The organism is Cuspidothrix issatschenkoi CHARLIE-1, from assembly GCF_002934005.1.
GTDB lineage: Bacteria > Cyanobacteriota > Cyanobacteriia > Cyanobacteriales > Nostocaceae > Cuspidothrix > Cuspidothrix issatschenkoi.
Genome location: NZ_PGEM01000075.1, coordinates 1 through 21,468, shown reverse-complemented (window position 1 = coordinate 21,468; position 21,468 = coordinate 1). Strand labels below are relative to the sequence as shown.

At 36.5% G+C, this 21,468-nt stretch carries 22 protein-coding genes and 1 pseudogene; 6 read left to right on the top strand and 17 right to left on the bottom strand.

The genetic code is table 11. The features are described from left to right. Positions 1–119: 119 nt before the first annotated feature. Both CUN59_RS10910 and CUN59_RS10905 read left to right on the top strand, forming a co-directional pair. Entirely contained in the window at positions 120–656 is a 537-nt protein-coding gene (locus CUN59_RS10910; RefSeq protein ID WP_104387862.1) for a shikimate kinase, read from the top strand. 325 nt (positions 657–981) lie between these two features. Beyond that, complete coding sequence (locus CUN59_RS10905; RefSeq protein ID WP_104387880.1) at positions 982–2,148, top strand: baeRF7 domain-containing protein; 1,167 nt, start codon at positions 982–984, stop codon at positions 2,146–2,148. Between the two features lie 186 nt (positions 2,149–2,334). On the opposite strand, the gene CUN59_RS10900 is transcribed toward CUN59_RS10905, so the two are convergent. From CUN59_RS10900 to CUN59_RS10870, 7 genes and pseudogenes are all read right to left on the bottom strand, one after another. After that, positions 2,335–3,108 (bottom strand): DUF6816 family protein, encoded by a 774-nt coding sequence (locus CUN59_RS10900; protein WP_104387861.1) that lies wholly within the window; start codon positions 3,106–3,108, stop codon positions 2,335–2,337. Positions 3,109–3,312: 204 nt separating this feature from the next. After that, positions 3,313–3,720 carry a ChuX/HutX family heme-like substrate-binding protein gene (locus CUN59_RS10895; RefSeq protein WP_104387860.1) on the bottom strand — a complete coding sequence of 136 codons (408 nt, stop codon included), beginning with the start codon at positions 3,718–3,720 and terminating at the stop codon, positions 3,313–3,315. 149 nt (positions 3,721–3,869) lie between these two features. Further along, positions 3,870–4,823 (bottom strand): PhoH family protein, encoded by a 954-nt coding sequence (locus CUN59_RS10890; RefSeq protein ID WP_104387859.1) that lies wholly within the window; start codon positions 4,821–4,823, stop codon positions 3,870–3,872. A gap of 421 nt (positions 4,824–5,244) precedes the next feature. Further along, the gene (locus CUN59_RS10885) at positions 5,245–5,631 is read right to left on the bottom strand and encodes a KH domain-containing protein (protein WP_104387879.1); all 387 of its coding nucleotides are present in this window, start codon (positions 5,629–5,631) and stop codon (positions 5,245–5,247) included. A gap of 7 nt (positions 5,632–5,638) precedes the next feature. Continuing rightward, positions 5,639–5,899 carry a 30S ribosomal protein S16 gene (gene rpsP, locus CUN59_RS10880; RefSeq protein WP_104387858.1) on the bottom strand — a complete coding sequence of 87 codons (261 nt, stop codon included), beginning with the start codon at positions 5,897–5,899 and terminating at the stop codon, positions 5,639–5,641. A gap of 375 nt (positions 5,900–6,274) precedes the next feature. Then, positions 6,275–6,493: pseudogene (locus tag CUN59_RS10875) on the bottom strand (cyanobactin maturation protease PatG family protein); the annotation flags it as partial. Next, positions 6,459–6,851 (bottom strand): hypothetical protein, encoded by a 393-nt coding sequence (locus CUN59_RS10870; protein ID WP_104387857.1) that lies wholly within the window; start codon positions 6,849–6,851, stop codon positions 6,459–6,461. The gene CUN59_RS10870 and the pseudogene CUN59_RS10875, both read right to left, overlap by 35 nt. Positions 6,852–7,082: 231 nt before the next feature. Between CUN59_RS10870 and CUN59_RS10865 the strand changes: the two genes are divergently transcribed. Further along, positions 7,083–7,340 (top strand): helix-turn-helix domain-containing protein, encoded by a 258-nt coding sequence (locus tag CUN59_RS10865; protein WP_133164014.1) that lies wholly within the window; start codon positions 7,083–7,085, stop codon positions 7,338–7,340. A gap of 122 nt (positions 7,341–7,462) precedes the next feature. Here the strand turns inward: CUN59_RS10865 and CUN59_RS10860 are convergent, their stop codons facing one another. Both CUN59_RS10860 and ffh read right to left on the bottom strand, forming a co-directional pair. After that, positions 7,463–8,146 (bottom strand): Uma2 family endonuclease, encoded by a 684-nt coding sequence (locus CUN59_RS10860; protein WP_207765411.1) that lies wholly within the window; start codon positions 8,144–8,146, stop codon positions 7,463–7,465. Between the two features lie 327 nt (positions 8,147–8,473). Further along, entirely contained in the window at positions 8,474–9,922 is a 1,449-nt protein-coding gene (gene ffh / locus CUN59_RS10855) for a signal recognition particle protein (RefSeq protein WP_104387855.1), read from the bottom strand. A gap of 553 nt (positions 9,923–10,475) precedes the next feature. Here ffh and CUN59_RS10850 point away from each other — a divergent pair. After that, positions 10,476–13,724, top strand: a complete 3,249-nt coding sequence (locus CUN59_RS10850; RefSeq protein WP_104387854.1) for a type ISP restriction/modification enzyme — start codon at positions 10,476–10,478, stop codon at positions 13,722–13,724. A gap of 197 nt (positions 13,725–13,921) precedes the next feature. On the opposite strand, the gene CUN59_RS10845 is transcribed toward CUN59_RS10850, so the two are convergent. From CUN59_RS10845 to psbQ, 3 genes are all read right to left on the bottom strand, one after another. After that, a complete protein-coding gene (locus CUN59_RS10845) occupies positions 13,922–14,641 on the bottom strand; it encodes a Uma2 family endonuclease (RefSeq protein ID WP_104387853.1) in 720 nt (239 codons plus the stop codon). A 138-nt stretch (positions 14,642–14,779) separates the two neighbouring features. After that, a complete protein-coding gene (locus CUN59_RS10840) occupies positions 14,780–15,949 on the bottom strand; it encodes an NAD(P)/FAD-dependent oxidoreductase (protein WP_104387852.1) in 1,170 nt (389 codons plus the stop codon). 172 nt (positions 15,950–16,121) lie between these two features. After that, positions 16,122–16,574 carry a photosystem II protein PsbQ gene (gene psbQ, locus CUN59_RS10835; RefSeq protein ID WP_104387851.1) on the bottom strand — a complete coding sequence of 151 codons (453 nt, stop codon included), beginning with the start codon at positions 16,572–16,574 and terminating at the stop codon, positions 16,122–16,124. Between the two features lie 137 nt (positions 16,575–16,711). Between psbQ and CUN59_RS10830 the strand changes: the two genes are divergently transcribed. Beyond that, a complete protein-coding gene (locus tag CUN59_RS10830; protein ID WP_104387850.1) occupies positions 16,712–17,140 on the top strand; it encodes a Tery_1686 family protein in 429 nt (142 codons plus the stop codon). A gap of 137 nt (positions 17,141–17,277) precedes the next feature. Here the strand turns inward: CUN59_RS10830 and CUN59_RS10825 are convergent, their stop codons facing one another. The 5 genes from CUN59_RS10825 to CUN59_RS10805 all read right to left on the bottom strand — a co-directional run bounded on the left by CUN59_RS10825 (position 17,278) and on the right by CUN59_RS10805 (position 20,764). Then, positions 17,278–17,691: a thiol-disulfide oxidoreductase DCC family protein gene (locus CUN59_RS10825; RefSeq protein ID WP_104387849.1), complete on the bottom strand. Its 414-nt coding sequence runs from the start codon at positions 17,689–17,691 to the stop codon at positions 17,278–17,280. A 66-nt stretch (positions 17,692–17,757) separates the two neighbouring features. Continuing rightward, entirely contained in the window at positions 17,758–17,829 is a 72-nt protein-coding gene (locus CUN59_RS22645) for a four helix bundle protein (protein ID WP_243406921.1), read from the bottom strand. Between the two features lie 750 nt (positions 17,830–18,579). Continuing rightward, positions 18,580–19,257, bottom strand: coding sequence for a transaldolase family protein (locus CUN59_RS10815; RefSeq protein ID WP_104387848.1), 678 nt, complete (start codon positions 19,255–19,257; stop codon positions 18,580–18,582). A gap of 85 nt (positions 19,258–19,342) precedes the next feature. Further along, positions 19,343–19,582 (bottom strand): hypothetical protein, encoded by a 240-nt coding sequence (locus CUN59_RS10810; RefSeq protein ID WP_243406919.1) that lies wholly within the window; start codon positions 19,580–19,582, stop codon positions 19,343–19,345. Positions 19,583–19,897: 315 nt separating this feature from the next. Beyond that, positions 19,898–20,764 carry a hypothetical protein gene (locus tag CUN59_RS10805; protein ID WP_104387847.1) on the bottom strand — a complete coding sequence of 289 codons (867 nt, stop codon included), beginning with the start codon at positions 20,762–20,764 and terminating at the stop codon, positions 19,898–19,900. A gap of 153 nt (positions 20,765–20,917) precedes the next feature. Here CUN59_RS10805 and CUN59_RS10800 point away from each other — a divergent pair. Further along, a partial coding sequence (locus CUN59_RS10800; protein ID WP_243406918.1) for an MFS transporter occupies positions 20,918–21,468 on the top strand: 551 nt, incomplete at its 3' end.

Sequence of the window (21,468 nt, the reverse complement as noted above, 5' to 3'; positions counted from 1 at the left end):
ATTCTTGCCTAACTTTAAAACTTCTAAAAATTCACAATGTTCTCGGATTTATATCATAATTGCCAAAATTCATAAAAAAAAGTCATAATATCTAATTGATTTTACAGGAGAAAATGCTGATGACAAATTTACTTAAGGGAGTTAATCTCTACTTAATTGGGATGATGGGGGTCGGGAAGACAACGGTAGGAAAATTATTAGCAGAAAAAATAGGTTATAGATTTATAGATACAGATGAATTGATCACTAAAGTTGCAGGTAAATCTATCAACGAAATATTTGCTCAAAATGGTGAAACGGAGTTTCGTCAACTAGAGAGTAATGTTTTAGCTCAAGTTTGTTCCTATACTAAGTTAATTATTGCTACTGGTGGGGGTATAGTGACCCAGCAGTATAATTGGAGTTATCTCCATCATGGTTTAATAGTTTGGTTAGATGCACCAATCCCTATATTATTAGAGCGATTAGCAGAAGATCATACAAGGCCGCTTTTACAAGATTCAGATCCCGAAGCTAAACTGAGAAATCTTTTAGAACAACGTCAACCACTATACTCCCAAGCTGACTTACATATTACAATTCAAGCCACGGAAACACCAGAAGAAATTGCCACACACATCCTAAAAACAATTCCCAATGTGATCAAAGGGGAATAATTCACAAATGTTTGTATTTATTTTTACACCCGTTGATTATTCTATCGTAGGAGTTCGGGAGTATTGCTAACGCCACGCTGATTCCCTATTACCCATTCCCCATTCCCCATTCCCCATTCCCTATTACCCATTCCCCATTCCCTGTTCCCTGTTCCCTGTTCCCTGTTCCCTATTTCCTGTTTTCTATTTCCTTAATTCTTAGGTTCTATCTATAAAAAGGAAGATCAAGCGGGTAATTTCTTGTCAAAAGAAAGATGCAGAGTTGTCACATCAAGAGTTGAATTGAATCTATATTCTCTAGTTTTCCTAGATGGGGATAAAATCTATGACTATATTTTCTCTTGATGAACTCAAAAGTTTAGTCCAAAATCCTCAGCATCCATGCGTTTCTCTGTATCTACCTGTGGAAAAAGTCGGAGGAGAAACCCGACAAAATCCGATTCGGTTTAAAAATTTAATTCGGGAAGCTGAAAATCGCTTAGATGAAATAGGGTTACGTCATGCTGAAACTGTAAATTTGCTCAAACCAGTGATGGAATTAGACAATACTGATTTTTGGGAAAATCAAAATCATGGATTAGTAATTTTTACTTCCCCAAATCTATTTCATCACTATTGTTTACCAATTTCCTGCCCTCAATTAGTAGTTACTGGTAATAATTTTCACATCAAACCTTTGTTAAACTTGATTAATAATGATGCAAAATTCTACATCTTGGCGTTAAGTCAACATCATGTCAAATTTTATTCAGGAACGCGCTACCAACTCAATGAAGTAGCAGTAGAAAATATGCCTCATAATTTGGATGAAACTCTCCTGGAAGATGAATTACAAAAAGGTATACAGCACAGAATTGGTATACCGATAGGTGCAACTTCTGCTGCTCAACATCCCGGTTCTGTACATGGACAGGGTAGTCCTGATCGAGAGAAACATGAAGAAGATATTTTACAATTTTGTTATGCTGTTGATAGTGCATTACATCAAAAAATACGAGGTGAAAAAACACCTTTATTATTAGCAGGAGTAGAGTATTTATTACCAATTTACAGACAAGCTAATACTTATCCCTATCTATTAGAAACAGGTATTTATGGTAATGCAGAAATTCTTAAACCCCAGGAATTAAATCATGCAGCTTGGGAAATTGTGCAGCCTTTATTTCAGCAAGAATATCAAAACTTAATAGAGGTTTATTTGCAACTAGCTGGTGAAAAAAGTAGAAAAATAGCCAATGATATTAAAGAAATTATCACCGCAGCCTATTATCAACGAGTTGATACTTTGTTTGTACCTCTTAAAAAATATATATGGGGGAAATTTGATGGGCAGAATGTTACAGTTGATTTACATTCAGAACCAGAATTAGATGATGAAGATATGTTAAATTTTGCAGCGATTCACACACTTTTAAATGGTGGTAAAGTTTATCATCTTGAACCGGAATCAATACTTGATGGAGTCAATGTAGCAGCTATTTTTCGATATTAAGGTAAGAATTCACCGAGTCACCGAGTCAGGAGTAAGAATATTTATTTGTAGCAGGAATCCTCGAATGATTTGAAAACGGCTATTCTGTATCCTGACATATTAAACAACTCAATTCAGAGACTCAGGTTTATTAATTACCCATCATGTAGAGATGTTCAGAGGAATGTCTCTACAAAATTTAGGAATCTAAAAAGGGTAAAATTCCAAAAGATAACGATATAATGCCACTGGTTGAGAACCTGCGGCAAAATAATCAGGATCTTGGGGAGAAAGATAGACAGCGGTTACTTGATCTGCTGTAATAGTGGGGGAAGATGTAGAAAGTTTTTGATAAGCGGTGGTTGATTCTACAGTATTAAAATAAGGACGAGAACCACCTTTAAATAATTGTTGAAAAACTTCTGTAGCGATGAATTGATCATCTGATATTGTTTCTGTAGCGCGGGCTGTAATAATGGAAATTAATTGATGTTCACCGCGTAAGAATGTAATTTGCCGATTGGGAGATTTAGGATCTACTTTCGATGATAATACAGCTTTATCTCCTAAATAAGCTTTGGTTAAATTTAAACTATTAAATTCTCTATCAGCTACTAATATTAATGGTTGATTCTGGAAATTAGGAATAATTTTTAAATTATCATTAGTAGGTTTAACTTTGACAAATTTAACTAAAAAACTAATTGGTTGATTTAATTGACTGCGATTGCCTTCAAAACCTGGTGTGACTATATCTGGTGCTAAAGGTGCGGCTAAATCTACTAATGTGCTGGTAACTTTCCAAGTCCCAGACATCCATTCAGGGTAAACTAAATCTCCTTTGGCTGGTTTGACTGATGTTAATTTTTCCCATTGGGGGAATTTGGCTAAATGTTCTGCTAATTCTCCAGCTTGTGCTTCATTATTTCCTAAGAACAAAAAAAGCATTAAGCAAAAACTAAAAATTATCTTCATTAACATATTCAACAATTAAAAATTGAGTAGGAATTCATGTGAGGTAAAAAGATCCCCGACTTCTGTAATCAATTTATCATTTATGGACACAATTAATAAAAGAAGTCGGGGATCTGGGTATGAACGAGCGCCATAGCTGAATACTTACAAAATTAAACATTAAACATTAAATTCCCCTATTTCTTTAAGAAGTCGGGGAACTGTTTCAAACTACAAATTTTTCAGGGCTAAGGGTTGCCAGATTTCTCCATATTTTTCTTTTAAAAGTTGCCAAGCTTCTACTTGTCCTAGTTCATATTCTCCTGGTTTACCCCATTGTAAAAAGAGGCTTAATGCTGGTTTTTCTTCCACATCTAAGAACCGAATGGCATAGGTTGTAAAATTTCCTCTTTTGGCTTCCCCTGTTTCAAATTTCACTTGTTGAATCATGTCCATGTTCAAATGAAATTCAAAGCCTTCGGTGTGCATATTCGCATATTTACCTTTTGGTAATTCGGCATAAAATAGCTTTTCTATTTTGCCTCTGGCTTCTAAAACGGCGGCGCTGCTGGTGACAATTAAACGCAAAGTTCCCAAGGTTTCACAAGCTTCTAAAAATTCTTTCAATGTTGTTGTCATAGTTGTTTTTGTTCTAGTTGTTAGTGTTTAATTTCAGATTTATGACCAATCAGGCAATACCAAAATATAAAATATAAATTATCTCATTTTGTGGCATGGGCTTAAAACCAGTTTTGCCCCTCCTGACTCCTGAACTCCTGAATTCTTGCTTACGTTTCGTATCTTTCATAGGCAGCAACAATTCGCTGTACTAAGGGATGACGAACTACATCTTTTTGGGTAAATTCGCAAACTGCAATTCCTTCGACGTTTTTTAAAATTTGTAACGCTACTTCTAAACCGGATTTTTGATGGGGTGGTAAGTCGGTTTGGGTAATATCACCTGTAATTACCATGCGGGAGTTAAAACCCAATCGGGTTAAAACCATTTTCATTTGCGCCTGTGTGGTATTCTGGGCTTCATCAACGATGACAAAGGCGTTATTTAATGTCCGTCCCCGCATATAAGCTAGTGGCGCAACTTCGATTATTTCCCGTTCGATTAAATTAGGGACTTTTTCGGGGTCTATAAATTCGTTAATGGCATCATAAAGGGGACGGAGATAGGGGTTAACTTTTTGTTGTAAGTCTCCTGGTAAAAAGCCGAGTTTTTCCCCTGCTTCTACTGCGGGACGGGTTAAAATTAACCGTTCAAATTGATTACTAAGCAATGCTTGGACAGCGACGACTACAGCGAGATAAGTTTTACCTGTTCCCGCAGGACCAATACAAAAGGTTAAATCACGTCTACGCAATGCGTCTATATATTGGCGTTGGTGAAAGGTTTTAGCACGAACGTCCAAACCCCGGCGAGTTTTCGCTAGTATATCGCGCTGTAAGTCTTGTAGTTGGTCTTCTCTATGGGTATCTAGGGCTTGACGGGCTGTTAAAATGTCAGCACTAGAGATATTATTACCTTGACTCCATAAATTTTCTAGCGATCGCACTAATCTCTTAGCTAATTCTACTTGATTCGGTGTTCCCGAAATTAATAATTCTTGTCCGCGCAGAACTAAATTAGCTCCTGTTTGTTGAGATAAAAACTTGATATTTGCCTCGCTATATCCTGCTAGGGCGATCGCACTAGACATATTAGGCAGTTGAATTATAAAATCATCTGCCATATTATTTCTGAATTGGGTGAAAAGTAGTTGTTAACAAAATTTATATTTTCCTATTAAATAGAATGGACTAAATAATTTCAAGTTTGTAGTGAGGAATTTATTCCTCCCTTGAGTTTACTTACTGAAATTTAAAAATGAAAATCCTAGAATTTTCTATTAATTAAAATTTTTATGATTGGGAAATAGGCTGACAACATTTGTTAATTCTTGGCTGACAAACCCGCAATACATACGGAATTATTAGCCAAGATTTGACAATGCTGTTGTCTCCTGTCTCCATCTATCCCAGAATTTAATCTGTCACCAACATTTTGAAATTACTAATACACAACCGGAAAAAATAACTAACAATTAAAAATACCTAAAAAGCTTTTGTAATTTGCTTTTTTAATTTTTAATTTTTAATTCCGCCCCTGCGGTACTAGCGTAAACGTGGTTTAACAACCGGTCTGGGAATATTACTTTCTCTTTCTTTCGACTTGGGTGGTAGTATGCCTTCTTCCTGGTCTTCATCAAAAGACATACTATCCCGACTTTGGGAACTGCTGCCATAAATATCCAGATATACTGATTGTCCAGCTAATTCTGCGGCCGCAGCAATAACAGTACGAATTGCCTGGATATTTCGTCCCCACCGACCAAACACTTTTCCTTTATCTGTGCTATCAAAAGCAATGCGAATCCAAACCCGCTTGAGAGTTTGAGATACTTCGCAATCAACGCTTAAAGATTCTGGAGATTCTAAAAACGGCTGCACAAGAAACTTTACCAGCCCAACATAATTGGGACTGGTTGCTGGGGATTTAATCTCAAGATTATGATGCGGCTGTTGCACTGACCTGTTCAAAAACGTTAGCTTTTACGAGGATACTACGAACTGTATCGGTAGGTTGAGCGCCTTGTTGTAGTCGCTTGACAATGGCGGGGACGTTTAATTTTACTTCATCGGTTCTGGGATTATAAAATCCTAGTTCTTCGATGGGGCGACCGTCACGACGAGTCAGGCTATTAATAGCAATAATCCGGTAACTCGCTTCCCGCTTTTTGCCAAATCTTTTTAAACGCAGTTTGATCATGTTGAGAACTGTTTCTCCTGTTCCTATGTAGTAAATTTGTAGCTGATTGATGAGGAAGTGACTAGACTATGATATCCATATTCACAACTTCCCACACTGAGATGCTAATTTTAGCACTTCCCAGCCATGAATGGCTATTGGTTTAGTTGTCAGTTGTCAGTTGTCGACAAGAAAGATATTCTGTCATATCTTGTGCGTTTGTCTATGAATATAAAGGTTTGTTTATAAATTGCCCACTTAGGACAAACTCTCAGATCCCTGCTCCCGTCGTTTCGGGATAAAACAGTTGTAGTACCTCAATCTTTTCTCCATTACATACACTAATTCATTATGAACAATTTTGATAAATTGTTTATCATAGCGTTAGCTACATACTTATTTCCGCACAGACCAAGAGCGGATTTGTCCTAAAGTTACAGGAATTCTGTCACTAACATCAATGGTAAACAAAAACACCTTTTTAGCTCTGCGACCATTTTCCGGGTCAAAAAACTTTAATTTCACATCCCAACAATCACTATTAATCCGACAGAAAGGACTTTTTTCCACTTCAATACTATCAAGCTGCATCCCTGTAGAAATAGCTTGAGAAAAAAACTAAAGTTTGTGGAAACTGACTACTAATTGAATTTTCAACTAAGGATTTTTCTACCTGATTACTGACATTAATACTAGGTGGTGCTTCTAGGAACATCACATTATTTTCAGTTCTCTTAAGAGGAATTTGGCTATTAACCTGGAAATTAATTTGCGGTTGGGATGGTTTAACATATTCAGCAGTTAACATTTCTCCCGTCAATAATTGAAACGCACCGGGAATATTCAACTTACCTAATAAACAGCGTTCTGGTTCTTCCACCTCTTCCGGGTTACAGGGAATAGCACTATTTAAAATTGCTTCCCGCACTGCTTCGGTCTTCGGTTGTTCTCCTCGTTGCAATTGCAGACTCACTTCATTAGAGTGGGAAACGCTGTATTAGGTAAGTAAGTAGGCTATCAAATCGGATTCCTATATCTACTACAGTTTTTTCCTTGACCATCGGATAAAATTGTCGGATAATATGGTTATGAAGGGGAGTGAGTTTATTAGAAAAGTCAAAAAGTTAGCAAAAGAGCGTGGTATTGAAGCCTACGTTGACCAAAAACGCGGTAAAGGAAGCCACATAACATTGTATTTTTGAGATTGTTTTACCATAGTTCACAACCCCAAAATGGGGAGTATTTAGTAGCAGTACCAGCGCAGACAGCATTAAAAGCTGCACTATATTTAGCAATGCGTGAGAAGGGTATAAGTAAAGTTGAACTTGCATCTATTCTTAATATCCATGAAAAGGAAGTCAGACGTATTCTAGATCCCCACCATGCTACAAAATTATTTACAATGGAAAGGACTTTAGCGGTACTTGGACAACGAGTTGAATTACAAATTAGTGCAAAATAAAATCTTCGCCATATTGAGGGTCTTATTCGGTTGCTGTCCATTGGTATTGATTACATAATTCTAAGTAGGTAGGCGTTAAAAATTGTTGTTATAGCCAGGCAGGAAGCAGAAGGCAATAATGACTAACTAGATAATCTACTAATAAAATTCTCATGTTCTGGACTTGCTAAACCCTGCTGCAAAACAGCTAATACTTTTCCTAAATCTCCTCCTAATAATGCTATTTTATCTAACCATAAACCGGGGAATATTTGGGAACAAATTATATTATCTGCATTGGGTTGAAGTTGAATATACTCCCCTTGTTGTAACCTAAACCAATCAAATTGATGGTCATAAACTCGCCAGATTAAATATTCTTGGACTTGATTACGACGATAAACTTTGAGTTTTTCATGTAAATCATAGGAAGCACTAGAAGCAGCAATTTCTACTATTAATTCTGGCGCACCTTCCACATAATCATCTTTATTTATTCTTGATTGTCCTCCTGTTTCAATTCTTAATAAAGCATCCGGTTGTGGTTCGTTATCTGTATCTATTAGCACTGTGGCATTATCGGCGAAACCTATGCCCGGTGTAGCTGCTTTATAAACTCCCAGCCAAGTCATAATATAAGCATGGGGTTCTCCATGACTTTTGATTCTTAATGGTGATGCCACGTAAACTACTCCTTCAATTAATTCGGCTTTTTTCAAATTCGGCATGGCATGATAACGCCGTTCAAATTCATGACGGGTTAATTTGTCGCCGTTTTCTAGGGGAGGAATAGTTAAAATGGGAGAAATTGCAGTAGTAGATATCATAAATTTGCTCGAATTTTGCAGAAAATGAAATTGTCACCAATCAGGGTTGAATTAATGATTTTTGAAGACTAGAGATAGGCATAGTAAAGTCGTTTGCTAATAAGGTTTTGATTGGTTACCAAAGTTTAGATAAGTACCATATCTGAATCTCGATTTTACTAGAGGTAAATAAAGTTTTGAACACAAGCAGTGACACTGATGAATATATTAACAATTATAGTGATTTGCGATCGCTTTGCATTTTTGAGACTCTGAACAAACACCGTAGTTCTTGCCTTTAGGAAATCCCGAATTTATGGAATAAATCCGGGATTTTGTGCTTAAATTTTAAAGAGTCCCAAAGCCTTTTTTCTTTTTCTCTTTCTTTTTCTTCGTTGGTGGTGCGCCGCCAGGGTAGCCACGCCAGCCAGGTGAAGGACGATTTCCTGCGGCTAAAGGATTGCCACCTCCACCGAACATTCCAGGCATACCGGGAATGCTACCTTGTCCCATTTGCTGCATGAGCGATCGCATTTTTTGAAAGTCTGACACCAATTTACTCACATCTGATTCTTTATAACCAGATCCCGATGCTATTCTTTTTCTGCGACTAGGCGAACTAGACAATAAATCTGGATCACGGCGTTCTTTAATTGTCATGGAGTTAATCATGGCTTCACAGCGTTTTAACTGAGTTTCTCCATGTTTTAATTGATCCTCAGAAAGTTTATTCATCCCTGGAATCATTTTGATAATGCCACCCAGAGAACCCATGTTTTTCAACAACCGCATTTGCTTGAGAAAGTCAGTAAAATCAAATTTTGCTGACAGGATTTTCTCCTGCATTTTCTCCGCATCTGCTAAATCTATTTCTTCTTGGGCTTTTTCTACCAAGGTGAGAACATCCCCCATGCCCAAAATCCGCGAAGCCATCCGTTCAGGATAAAACGGTTGTAGTGCCTCGACTTTTTCCCCCACACCGACAAATTTAATGGGCGCGCCAGAAATTTGCCGCACAGATAAGGCCGCACCACCTCGGCTATCTCCATCCATTTTAGTCAGGATTGCCCCAGTAATGCCGATTTGATCATGGAAGGTGCGAGTGAGGTTTGCTGCCTCTTGCCCGGTCATTGCGTCCACAACCAACAGGGTTTCATCGGGCTGGACTGTTTCTTTGATGCGGGCTAATTCCGCCATCATATCCTCGTCAATTTGCAAGCGTCCGGCAGTATCAATAATTACTGTGTTTATGCCTTCGGCTTTGGCGCGTTCTACCCCTTGACGGGCAATTTCTACGGGGTCAGCATCGCTTCCCAGTTCAAAGACTGGAACATCAATTTGTTTACCCAGGGTAATTAACTGGTCAATAGCGGCAGGACGATAGATATCTGTAGCCACTAATAAACAACTACGCTCTTGTTTGCGTAAATGTAAAGCTAATTTTGCGGTGGCTGTGGTTTTACCTGTACCTTGTAAACCTGCCATTAATACAACGGTGGTTTTACCTGCAACTTCTGCCAGGGGAGCATTTTCTTTCCCCATGACTTGCACTAATTCATCATAAACAATTTTAATGAATTGTTGATCAGGACGCACGCCGGCGATAACTTCAGCCCCCTGGGCTTTGGTTTCGACTTCGTTAATAAAATCTTTGACTACCTGGAGATTGACATCTGCTTCCAACAACGCCCGACGCACTTCCCGTAAAGCGTCTTGTATATTGGATTGGGAGATTTTATCCTGTCCTCGCAGTTTTTTCCAGGCGGACTCTAAACGGTCAGATAGTGCATCAAACATAATTCAGTTATAACGTAGTTAGTCTGTTGAGAATATTTACTCAGTTTGCAAGGATCTTCTTTACTAGCTTATCTGAGTCTAGCAACTGATGAATCTGGTAAACCGTAATTTTGAAGGTGTTTTAGTTGGTAATCAGTCTTTTCTTACGTAGTGGGAAAGGAAAAACGAACCGCAGAGGACACGGAGAAAGAAGATTTAAGAGGGATTTTTGGGTAATTTTGACAAATAGGACTTACCCACAAGTTACGAAAGAATGAACCACGTTCGCGAAGCGTGCCGAAGGCATAGGCACGAAGGACAAGAAGATAAAGAGAGTTTTAGAGGTATTTTGCCTAAGTTCTGGTTTATATAAAGGTGGTAAATCCCAAATTCTAGATCCCCGACTTCTTTAAGAGGTCGGGGATCTGTCCATGAATGATTGCTATGGCTGCATTCTTACCTAAAATCTATAATTGTAATTTTTTACTAAGATTAATAAAATTTTGTTTTTATCAATGCGAAATGAACAAATATATGCTATTCTGAACAGTCTATAATCTAAAAAATAGCAACTATGTTTAACTTTAATAACTACATCCAAAACCTACAAAAAAATATTAAACACGGTGGAGAACGTAGTCACTATTCCAGTTTACAAAGTTTAATAGAAGGGTTAGAAATTGGCATTAATACCATAGTAGAAGAAAAAGGTAATCAAGCAGGAATACCTGATTTAACTATCAGAAAAAATGAGCGTGTTGTGGGATATATAGAAGCTAAAGATATTAATATCAACATTACTAAATTAGACAAACAAAATGAACAGCAAATTAAACGTTATTTAGAATCGAATATAGGTTATAACTTCATCTTAACTAATTACCTACAATTCCGTTGGTATGTAGATGGGGAATGTGAAAAAACTGCTGAATTAGCTACCTTAGAACAAGGAGAAATTACTCTAGTTGATGATTTAAAACCGATCACAGAATTATTACAATCATTTCTGAATCAAAAGGCTAATGATATTAATAATTATTATGATTTAGCTAAAGAAATGGCTGCTTATACTAAAACTATTAGAAATGCCATTGAATTATCTTTAGTCATAGAAGATCCTACGGAAGAATTAAATCGCCTCAAAGAAACCTTTAAAAAATTACTATTGTTAGATACAGATAATGATAAATTTGCGGATATGTACGCCCAAACTATTGCCTATGGGTTATTTACTGCAAAAATTGGTCATACAGAAAACCCTGAAGAATTTGCATTTAATCGCACTACAGCTAGTATTTATATTAGTGATAGAATCCCTTTTTTAAAAGGTTTATTTGATTTAGTTTTAGGAACTGGTAGCGTTAGTAAAATTCACAAATCTATTGAGAATTTAATTGAGTTATTTAACAGAATAGATATGACCAATATTTTAGAAAATTTTGGTCGAGAAACCCGCACAGAAGACCCAGTAATTCACTTTTATGAAACATTTTTAGCTGCTTATCAAGCATCATTAAGAAAAAGTCGCGGAGTTTATTATACTCCTGAACCTGTGGTTAAATTTATCGTGGGTGCTGTGAATGATATTTTAGTAGATAGAACAATCTTTGATTTAGAATATGGTTTAGGAAATAGAAGGGTAACAATTCTTGATCCGGCCACAGGAACAGGAACATTTTTATATGCAGTTATTCAACAAATTCGTGATAATTTTGCTAAATATGATGTTCGTAGTTGGGAAAATTTATTAAGAGATACAGAACTTTTAAATCGTCTTTTTGGTTTTGAGTTATTAATGACTCCTTATACCATAGCACATTTAAAAATAGGTGTATTACTGGGATATTTAAAATATAAATTTGCCCCAAATGAAAGATTAAAAATATATTTAACTAATGCTTTGGAAGAAGGGATAAAACAAGGTGATTTAATATCTGGAATTACCCAAATTATCGCGGAAGAATCCAGTCAAGCAGCAAAGGTAAAAACAGAAATTCCCATTACTGTAGTATTAGGAAATCCTCCCTATTCTGTCAGTTCTCAAAATGCTAGTAAACGTAAAAGAATCTTAAATCAAGATGAAAAATATTTAGCAGATGTGGACTATACTGGTTTAGTTTGGGATAGAATTTATAAAACTGGTAAAGCAGGTAAAACTATTACGGAATTAACCCACATTGGGGAACTTTTAGAATTATATAAAGGTAGAGTAAGATTAGAAGGAGAGAAAAATATTCAACCTTTGGATGATGATTATATTAAATTTATTAGATTTGCTCAATATCAAATAGAAAATAATAGTCACAATGCGGGTATTATTGGTTTTATTACTAATCATTCCTATGTTAATGGTTTAATTCATCGGGGAATGAGGGAGGAATTATTAAAATATTTTGATACTTTATATATCATGGATTTACATGGTAATTCTTTATTAAAGGAAACTACTCCAGATGGTAATATTGATCAAAATGTTTTTGATATTCAACAAGGTGTAGCCATTTTAATTGCTGTGCGGGAAAAAAGTAAACCTGATTATGGTTTTACTGCTTATAAATCCAGAGATGGGATTAAGGAAATGGCTAAGGTATTATATTATGATGTTTGGGGAAGTCGTGAGGATAAATATAAATTTTTGGAATCTGCAAGTTTAGATAATGTTGATTGGATAGAGGTAAAACCAACTGCACCTAATTACTTTTTGGCACCTAAAAATCTTGATTATGAAGATGAATATAAAAGAGAGTTAAGTATTACTGATATTTTTTCCATTTATGCCGCAGGAGTGAAAACTAGAAGAGATAATGTATGTGTTGAATATGATAGGGAACAATTAATAAATCGTTTTCATGATATTGCTACAAACACTAACTTAGAAGAATTAAAAGAAAAGTACAATATCAAAGATACAGAATATTGGACTTTAGAAAAAGCTAAGTTAAATATCCAAGAAAATGAAGTTGAATCAAATATATTATTATATGCTTATCGGCCATTTGATAATCGTTGGGTTTATTATAACCCTAGGATTATTGAAAGAGGTGATAGTCGTAAAGAATTAATGACACATTTATTAAAAGGTAATAACATTGCTTTACTTTCATGTCGTCAACAAGTTGAACCAGGTTTTTATCATATATTTTGTTCGGAAACTTTAACAGAACATTGTGCTGTTTCATTGAAAAGTAGAGAAGCAACTTATGTTTTTCCTCTTTACACTTATCCAAATACAGAAAATGAACAAACTAACCTTTTCCTAGAAAAAACCCCTAATTTATCCCCAAAATTCTTAGAAGCTATCAAAACTAAACTTGGTAAAATACCCACACCTGAACAAATATTTTACTATGCTTATGCAATATTTCACAGTCCCACTTATCGCACTCGCTACGCTGAATTTCTGAAAATAGATTTTCCCCGTCTTCCCTTAACCAGTAACGAAAACCTATTTAACTCATTAGCTATCAAAGGAGAAAAATTAGTTAATTTACATTTAATGAAATCAGATATATTCAATAATTTAATTACAACCTATCAAGGAATAGGAGATAATCAAGTTAGGGAAGTTACCTATAATTCAGAATTCCAAAAGGTTTATATTAATAAACAGAGTTATTTTACAGATATTCCCCCACATATCTGGGAATTTAAGATTGGTGGATATCAGGTATTAGATAAATGGCTAAAAGATAGAAAAAACGCCAAACGAGAATTATCTATAGAGGAAATTAACCACTATCAAAAAATTGTCATTGCTTTAACAGAAACTTTAAACCTAATGCAGGAAATTGATATAATTATTCCTGGTTTTCCCATAGAGTGATGAGTTATATAGCAATCCTATTTGATTTATGAACGGATTTTTAAAACGAACCGCTCCAGACGCAGAGGTATAGAGAAAAGGTGTTCATATCTTATTTAGGATTGCTATATAATTTATTTTGTATCACTACTTAATCATTTTTGATTTCATAATGTTGGGTTTCCTTGCGTCAACCCAACCTACAATTTACTGACTAATCACAGATTATTGATATCAATACCTTTCGCTGCTAATTTTGCTAATAGGTCTTGATAATTTTGCCGTTCTTGTTCTGCTCTTTGATACTCTTGTTCTGCTCTTTGATATTCTTGTTCTGCCCTTTGATATTCTTGCTCTACCCTTTGATGTAATTCTACAGATGTGAGAAACTTACTACCATCAGGATAAGAAATTTCTAAATTATCTGCTGTTAATTGAAAACGAATTCCTAAACGTGGACTTACCCAACCGTTAATTTCTTCAATTGCTTCTAAACATTCTTCTTCAAGAATAAATCCTGTTAATTCAATTGTATCTGGATCATATATATAGTATTCTTCTACCCCATAACGTTGATAAAAAAGAATTTTTTTCGCCATTTCTTTGGTACTATTGCCTGGTGAAAGAATTTCAAATACTACTTGGGGAGCAATATTATTTTCTTGCCATTGTTTATAAGAACCTCTATCACCTTTGGGTCTACCAAAAACCACCATCACATCAGGTGCTTGGCGGGTTTTTACACTTCCCTCAACGGGATACCAAAGTAAATCACCAGCTATAAATACATCATTGTTTGGTGCAAATAATATTTCTAAATTTTCTTTAATTTTAACAATCCATTGATATTGTTTAGTATTATCAGACATAGGGTTGCCATCACTGTCAGGGTAGATGATTTCTGGTTTAATTTCTGGTGGTGTAAGTTGCTGTACCATATCTGAATCTCCGTTGTACAGAATATAAATAAAGTTTTTAACTCAGCAGTGGTACTGATGAATCTATGAATAATTATAGTGATTGCAGATCCCATTTAGCAGATCCCTAACTTCTTTAAGAAGTCGGGGATCTTAGTCCTAAGAATGAGAATCTTGGGGTAAAATAATTTCCCGAATGGCTGTGGCTGTTGCAGGGGCGAGTAAAACACCATTGCGGTAGTGTCCGGTAGCTAGGAGAACATTTGTAAAACCCGGTAGTTTATCAATAACTGGCGCTGGTCTACCTTCGGGACGAGGGCGCAATCCTGACCAAGTGCGGAGAACCTTGGCTGCGGCTAAATCTGGGGTAAATGCGATCGCCTGTTGCCTGACAGTATCTAATAATTCTTGATTTGGAGATACTATATCTTCATCATTGGGAAATTCCACAGTCGCACCCACCCAATAATCACCATTTCCCATTGGTACAATATGTACATCATTACCAGTAATTACCGGTTGAAACTCAGGATTTCCTAAAGCACGTCCTAAACTTAGATATAAAGCTTGTCCCAATACCGGACGAATATTCACCATCTGATGTAATTTAGCAGTTAAGGCTGTTGAACCTAAGCCAGCAGAGACGATAAACCAATCAGCGTTAACTTTACCTTCTGTAGTTTCAATAAAATTACATTTGCGCGCTTCTCCCAATGCTTTTTTGATGTGTAAGGGTACTTGGGGGGTTGGTGGTGGGGTTTCTGTTCCCGTCACAGATACACCAAATTTGAAATTTACACCATTACGTTGGGCTGCATCCACTAAAGCTAAAGTTAAAGCTGTAGCATTTAGTTGTAAGTCTTGGGGAGAATAGACAGCACCAATAATTTGCGGGTGGCTAACTTGAGGACAGTATTTTTGCAGTTGTTCTTGATCCCAAACTTGCAATTGCCAACCTTGAGATTGACGAATTTCCCGGAGTTTTTCCCATTCTGACAGCACTTCTACGCCACTTTCTAAAGGACGCTCCAAATTTTCTGATAACAGCATGACGATTCCTTGACGGTTACAAGGGATTTTTCGCCCTGTAATCCTTTCTAATTCAGGAATCAAAGTTGTATAGCGTTGGATGCTACTTTGTCGCATTCGCCAAGCATTACCCTTGGTTTTATGGCTAATGATGCCCATTAAGACACCGAGGGCGGCACTGGTAGAACCTTGTGCGGGCTGTTTTTGCTCGAAAACGGTGATGTTTAAACCTTTAACTTGGCTGAGTTCATAGGCGATCGCCGCCCCAACCACACCACAACCGATAATTACTACATTCATGGTTTTTGCGCTTGAGTCAGGGGTGAAGAATGAAGAGTCTTTTTCTCCACCCTATCACCCCATTAGCCTAGAATTTTGTGATTCAAGACTCTAAAGGAGGCAGGGGTAGAGCAGCAGGGGAGCAGGGAAGGATATTAATCTTTGTATTACCTCTTCCCTCCTGCCTTCTCTCTTAGCTACTCTTTTCGGGAACTAGTTGTAAGAATTTGTCAATATCTGCAAAAGCTTCTTTGTATTTGCTTAAAGCCAGACTGGTATTACCTGCTGAAGCAGCTTGATCTATTCTTACTAGGTCTTTGAGTAAATCTTTGCTGATTTCTCTTGCTTTAGCTTGAGATTGGGGTGCTAGGTTGGGGATGATATAAGTCATATTCAATCTAGCTTCTGTGATGGGTCCATGAATAAAATTACCCACTTTGATCCATTCACCTTTTTTAATCAGGTTTTCTAGTTCTGTGCTGCGATCGCGCACCATCTGAATTCCGGGAACATATTCCTGAATTTTAGCAACTTCCGCTGCTGTATAAGATGGTGGTACAGTAGCAACACTGGGACTACCACAACTAATCAAAAATGTTGCTAATAATACAAAAATCAGTGACAAAATAGAACGTTGACGCACCATAAATGGAAGTTAATTTTTTGTTTGTTTACAGATTAACAGTGTTATTTTAGATCGCTATGTAATGAATCATTACAATTAAATCGGGTTTTTCTGTTTTTCTCTTCCCACAGACCAACCGAATAGAGGAGTATTGTTGAGTGAACGCAGCCGAACAAGCCATAAACCTAGAATTTGCCAGCAAAATTGCTACGGTAGTCAATCTATTTAAATACGAGTTTCCTGATGTCAAATCTGATCTTAAACCTTGGCATAATGACCCGGAAACCAGAGAATTAGTAGATCCTGATTCCATAGATATTGGTTTTCACTTTCCTGGTATTAGCAAATCTTGGCACTGTCGCAGTATTTTAATTCAAATCCGATTTTATCAAGATCCCATCAGTCATCACCGTCGCGCTATTGGTGTAGAAGCCGCTGGGTTTGATCATCGTGGAGAAGTTTGGCGGCTTTCTACTGTTGAAACCTGGAGTTTTGTTGGTGACTCTGTACCCTCTGCTGAGGTTGGGGAAAAGCTTAAACAGGTTTGTCGGCAAATTTTAGAGGTGTTTAATCGGCCAAGTCAGTAAAAATAACCAATACAACACGGCGTAAATAAACACACCATTAAAAATGCCTAAAAAGCTTGTGAAATTAGCTTTTTTAATTTTCAATCTTTAATTTTTAATTCCGCCCTGTGGTACTAGTTTTTCTGCTCATCTCAAGATTACTCGTTACCAGTTTTGCAACTACCATCTAGACAGTATGCTGATTGATAGGTTTGATCACGCTTACCAAATAAGGTGTAACGGTTATCCCGGATTTGTTCATAAAACCTATCTCCAGCCCATTTCATCCCCGGTAACGCCCGATAAGCCTGTATGAACACACTTCCTAGCGGTAATAGTCGCCCAATTTCTTCAGCCGCATTACTGCCTTGCCAACGTTTCTCTATTGCATTACCATCAATTAAAATCATCCCCTGTTGACAATCTGTGGAAGTAATTCCCCATTGGGATAATGTCTCCTCATCTTGCATGGGAACATAGCGAAATAGTTTTCCCTGGTCTAAAGTTTCTAGTAACTGTACTAAAGTTACACAAAGATTACAGTTCCCATCATAGATCACGTAGTAACTCATAAAATTAATAGTATGCTTTTGGTAAGTATCTGAATTTAGAGTGCGTACTTGTGAATTTATCTGTATCTACCTTCGCCCATATCCTTCCGCTATATTAGCTGGAATGGATGCTGCACTTCTTCTAATTTGTTGAACCATAGCATATAGTTCGTCTTTGGGAAAAAGTTTAGTAAGAAAATAGCACCTTTGGTGCAATATCCATCCCTTTTTGCCAAATCATTAAGTCTTTAAAGTCATTAATATCCGACATTTTTACTGTTCCCAGTTAAGAGTTCCCTAATCCTATTAGCATACTAAGTCCGGTAGAGCCAAATTAAATTGAACTCCTGACTCCTGAACTCCTGAATTCTTATATAGACAGTACCCAAAAAAAGAGAGTGGGAGGAGGCATTATCAAGCGCCTTTCACTCCCACTCTACCATTTGCTGCTGAAGCGATTAGGAATTTATTCATACAGACGAAAACCGTTAATTAGGGGGGTAATTTGCAGGTTAACGACAACGCCTGTATTTAGCAGGTATTCCTATGCAGCAAATACTAATTCTATTTATTTTTTAGACAATCTCTACAAGAGTTATTTGTTAATTGATGCTGTCTCTTAACAACTCTCTTGTTTTCTCTTGTCTCATATAATTTAGCCTGGTTTATTTGATGATGGTTGCCAATTTGGCATTTTTTTAAAATTTTTCAATTGTTCACCATTAACAGTTTTTTAGCCATATTTATTCGAGAATAACTAATGGGGGGTCATACCCATCATCCCTGATTTAACTTGATCTCACAGCTTTGTCAGATATTTAGTCTCCGGCAATAAAACTGATTTTAAAATATTTTTATCATCTAAAATCAAGGTTTTTAGGATGAGGGGTGAAACCCTTCACTAATTAACTAAAAGTATTCTCTATCTAGAATTGAGGTTAAATTAGTTTGGATTGTTAAGCCCATGCCTCCAGCCGCAAAATCCGCAACGGTTTGATTAGAAAGTTCATGACTGGCTATAGCTGCCAACATTGCTAAGGGTAAGGTGAGATGATTTGCACCAGCTTGAAGAGATGCGGCTGCTTCCGCTGGTGACTTGATACTAGCTGCTAAAATTTCAACGTTACTACCCTGGAGAATGGTCGCTATTTCTTTAACTAAGCCAATACCGTCTCCTAATAAGCGTGTAGCACGATTAACATAGGCGATCGCAATTTTTGCTCCTGCTTCCTTAGCTACTGCGGCTTGTGTAGGGCTGTAAATACCAGTGACGGAACAGGTAATTGCTGGTGAAAGGGTGGCTACAACTTCAAACCCTAAAGGTGTGGCGGGGATTTTGAGAATAGTTTGATCACCAATAATTTCAAAGGCTTTTTTACCTTCGATGACCATTTTTTTATAGTCGCAAGCCAGGAGTTGATAATATAGGGGACCTGATGTTAAAGAGGCTAATGTTTTAAGGGTGGTTTCTGGTGGGGTGTTAGCTTGTGCCAATAATGTGGGGTTTGTGGTGATACCTTTTACCCAACCCCAATGTTTAACAATCTCCGCTTCGGCGACAATAGCTGAATCTAAATACAGTGCCATACTAATTCTGATTAATTCTTACCAGGATTAATTTAGCCAAAAAGTGAGATAGTTACAAAAAACATAGACAAATATCTCATGCCTTTCATTTGCCGGGAATAACCCCGACGGGGCGAACTACAACGCCCCCTATCCCTAGACTAAAAGCTGTCGGGACTACTTTGCGTAAAATATTCAAACTAGCATTCACATCAACGTGAATCAGTTGACCATTACCAGATTTATAAAGCTTAGTTTTGATTCTGCGATCACTAAATTTCACACTGAGCGTAGTCGAAGTGTTAACTTGGAGTAAAGACAAGATACGCGCAAAATTTATCACCATGTAAATTTTTTGTAACAAATTGAAGGCGATCGCCTTTGTCTATATAAGAAAAAAGTATACTGAGTAAGGCTTTTAGTCTGGTGAAAGCTTCACACTTATTTATCCGATCTTTCTAAACATTACCGAAAACAGAAGTTGAAGACTCTTATCAAGAAAAGCTAAAACCATTATTATTCCGCTGAATTGCGCTCATAACATCGCCTAGTTTGGCTCAAACTAGGCAATGTTGGAAAGACATAAAATACATGGCTACTTTACAAAAGTTTACATGGTGATAAATTTTGCGCGTATCTTGTCTTTACCCCCTTACATTCATCATAATTTTATTGTGTGATATACGCTACCAGTGCTTTTATTGAATATCTTTATTTCCATTATTTCAACTCTTAGCCTATATTCAAGAAAAAGGATTTCTTTTGGGTCTTGAAAAGTTGGTTTACTTAACCGTGATTGTTCGTCTATGGGGTCTGACTTTATTATTTTACAGATAAACATTACGCCCATATTATCTTTTAAATTTATCGCTGCGTCTCGATTCATTGTTAGCTGAATATTCTGCTTTTCAATAACTCTACCAGGAAATAAAACCCAGGTTATATAACTGATTTTTTCTACCTCTACTGTAGCTCCATAAGCATTTGAACCTTTATACGTACCAAGATCAACAATTTGAGAATCTAAGCTATAACCCTTTTCGTGACCTATTAATCGATCACCGCCGTTGATTATCGCCTTCGATATAAAACCTTCATAACTTGATGGAATCTCTATGCTAAACAAATTTGAATCAGCATCATAGGAGGTTTTAACGTCTAATAAAAAACTCCTATATTTTTGAGCAACAAAAGCTAATTTACTGTCAAGACTTACCGTTCCAAGTATTGGTTTAATTTGTTCCCTATTGATTCTTTCGTTAAATTCCTGTGTAGTTTCAAATTCACCTTTTTTAAAAAATTCTTTTCTTTTTGTTAACACATCTATAATTGCTTTTAAGTCATGTCCTAAAAAGTCTGGAGTTATCCGTATAGACTCATTGTAAGGTACAGTTAAATACTTTGTTTTACTAGGTTTCTTACTTTTATCTTGCAAACTCAATTTATTTGTATTTGCAATTGTATGCGGTTGCAAAAAAAAAGTATTCAACAGTATAAAAGTTGTTAGACCTGCAATAGTTTTTTTCATTTTATATACGTCTCATTTTTTTGTTACATTATACAGCTAAATTATACGGTTTCTATTCAATCAGTAAGACAAAAAGTTTTTCTCCGAAGAGCGATCACTAAGTATTGTGCAGTAGGTAGTAACTTAAAACACAGACACAAGCAACCGTATATATTGAAAATATTTATACCTCTAAGTATTACTGTTTTACTGTGCTTGGGTACAGTTTATTCTTGGAGTATTTTTAGAAAACCTTTGGAAAAACTTCTGAATGTCGGTGCAACTGATAGCCTATTACCATTTACGATGCTGTTGGTTGTATTCGCAATTTTAATGCCCATTACTGGCTTTTATATTAATCGTTTTGATACTCGTTTGATTACGGGTGTGGGTGGGTTAATTACGGCTGTAGGTTATATTCTCTCCAGTTTCGGTGGCAATATTCCCACATTAACTATTACCTATGGTGTGATTGCTGGTATGGGTGTGGGTATCGCTTACGGTGTACCTTTGGCTGTGGTAGCTAAGTGGTTTCCTGATAAAAAAGGTTTGGCTGTTGGTGCTACTGTAATTGGTTTTGGCTTATCCCCTTTAATTACCGCACCTTTGGCTAAGTTTCTGATAGATGCTTTTGGAGTTAAACAAACTTTTGTAATTTTGGGTATTGCTTTTGCAGCCATTATTACAGCTATAGCTGTAGACAAAGTAGTTAGGACATCAGTTAA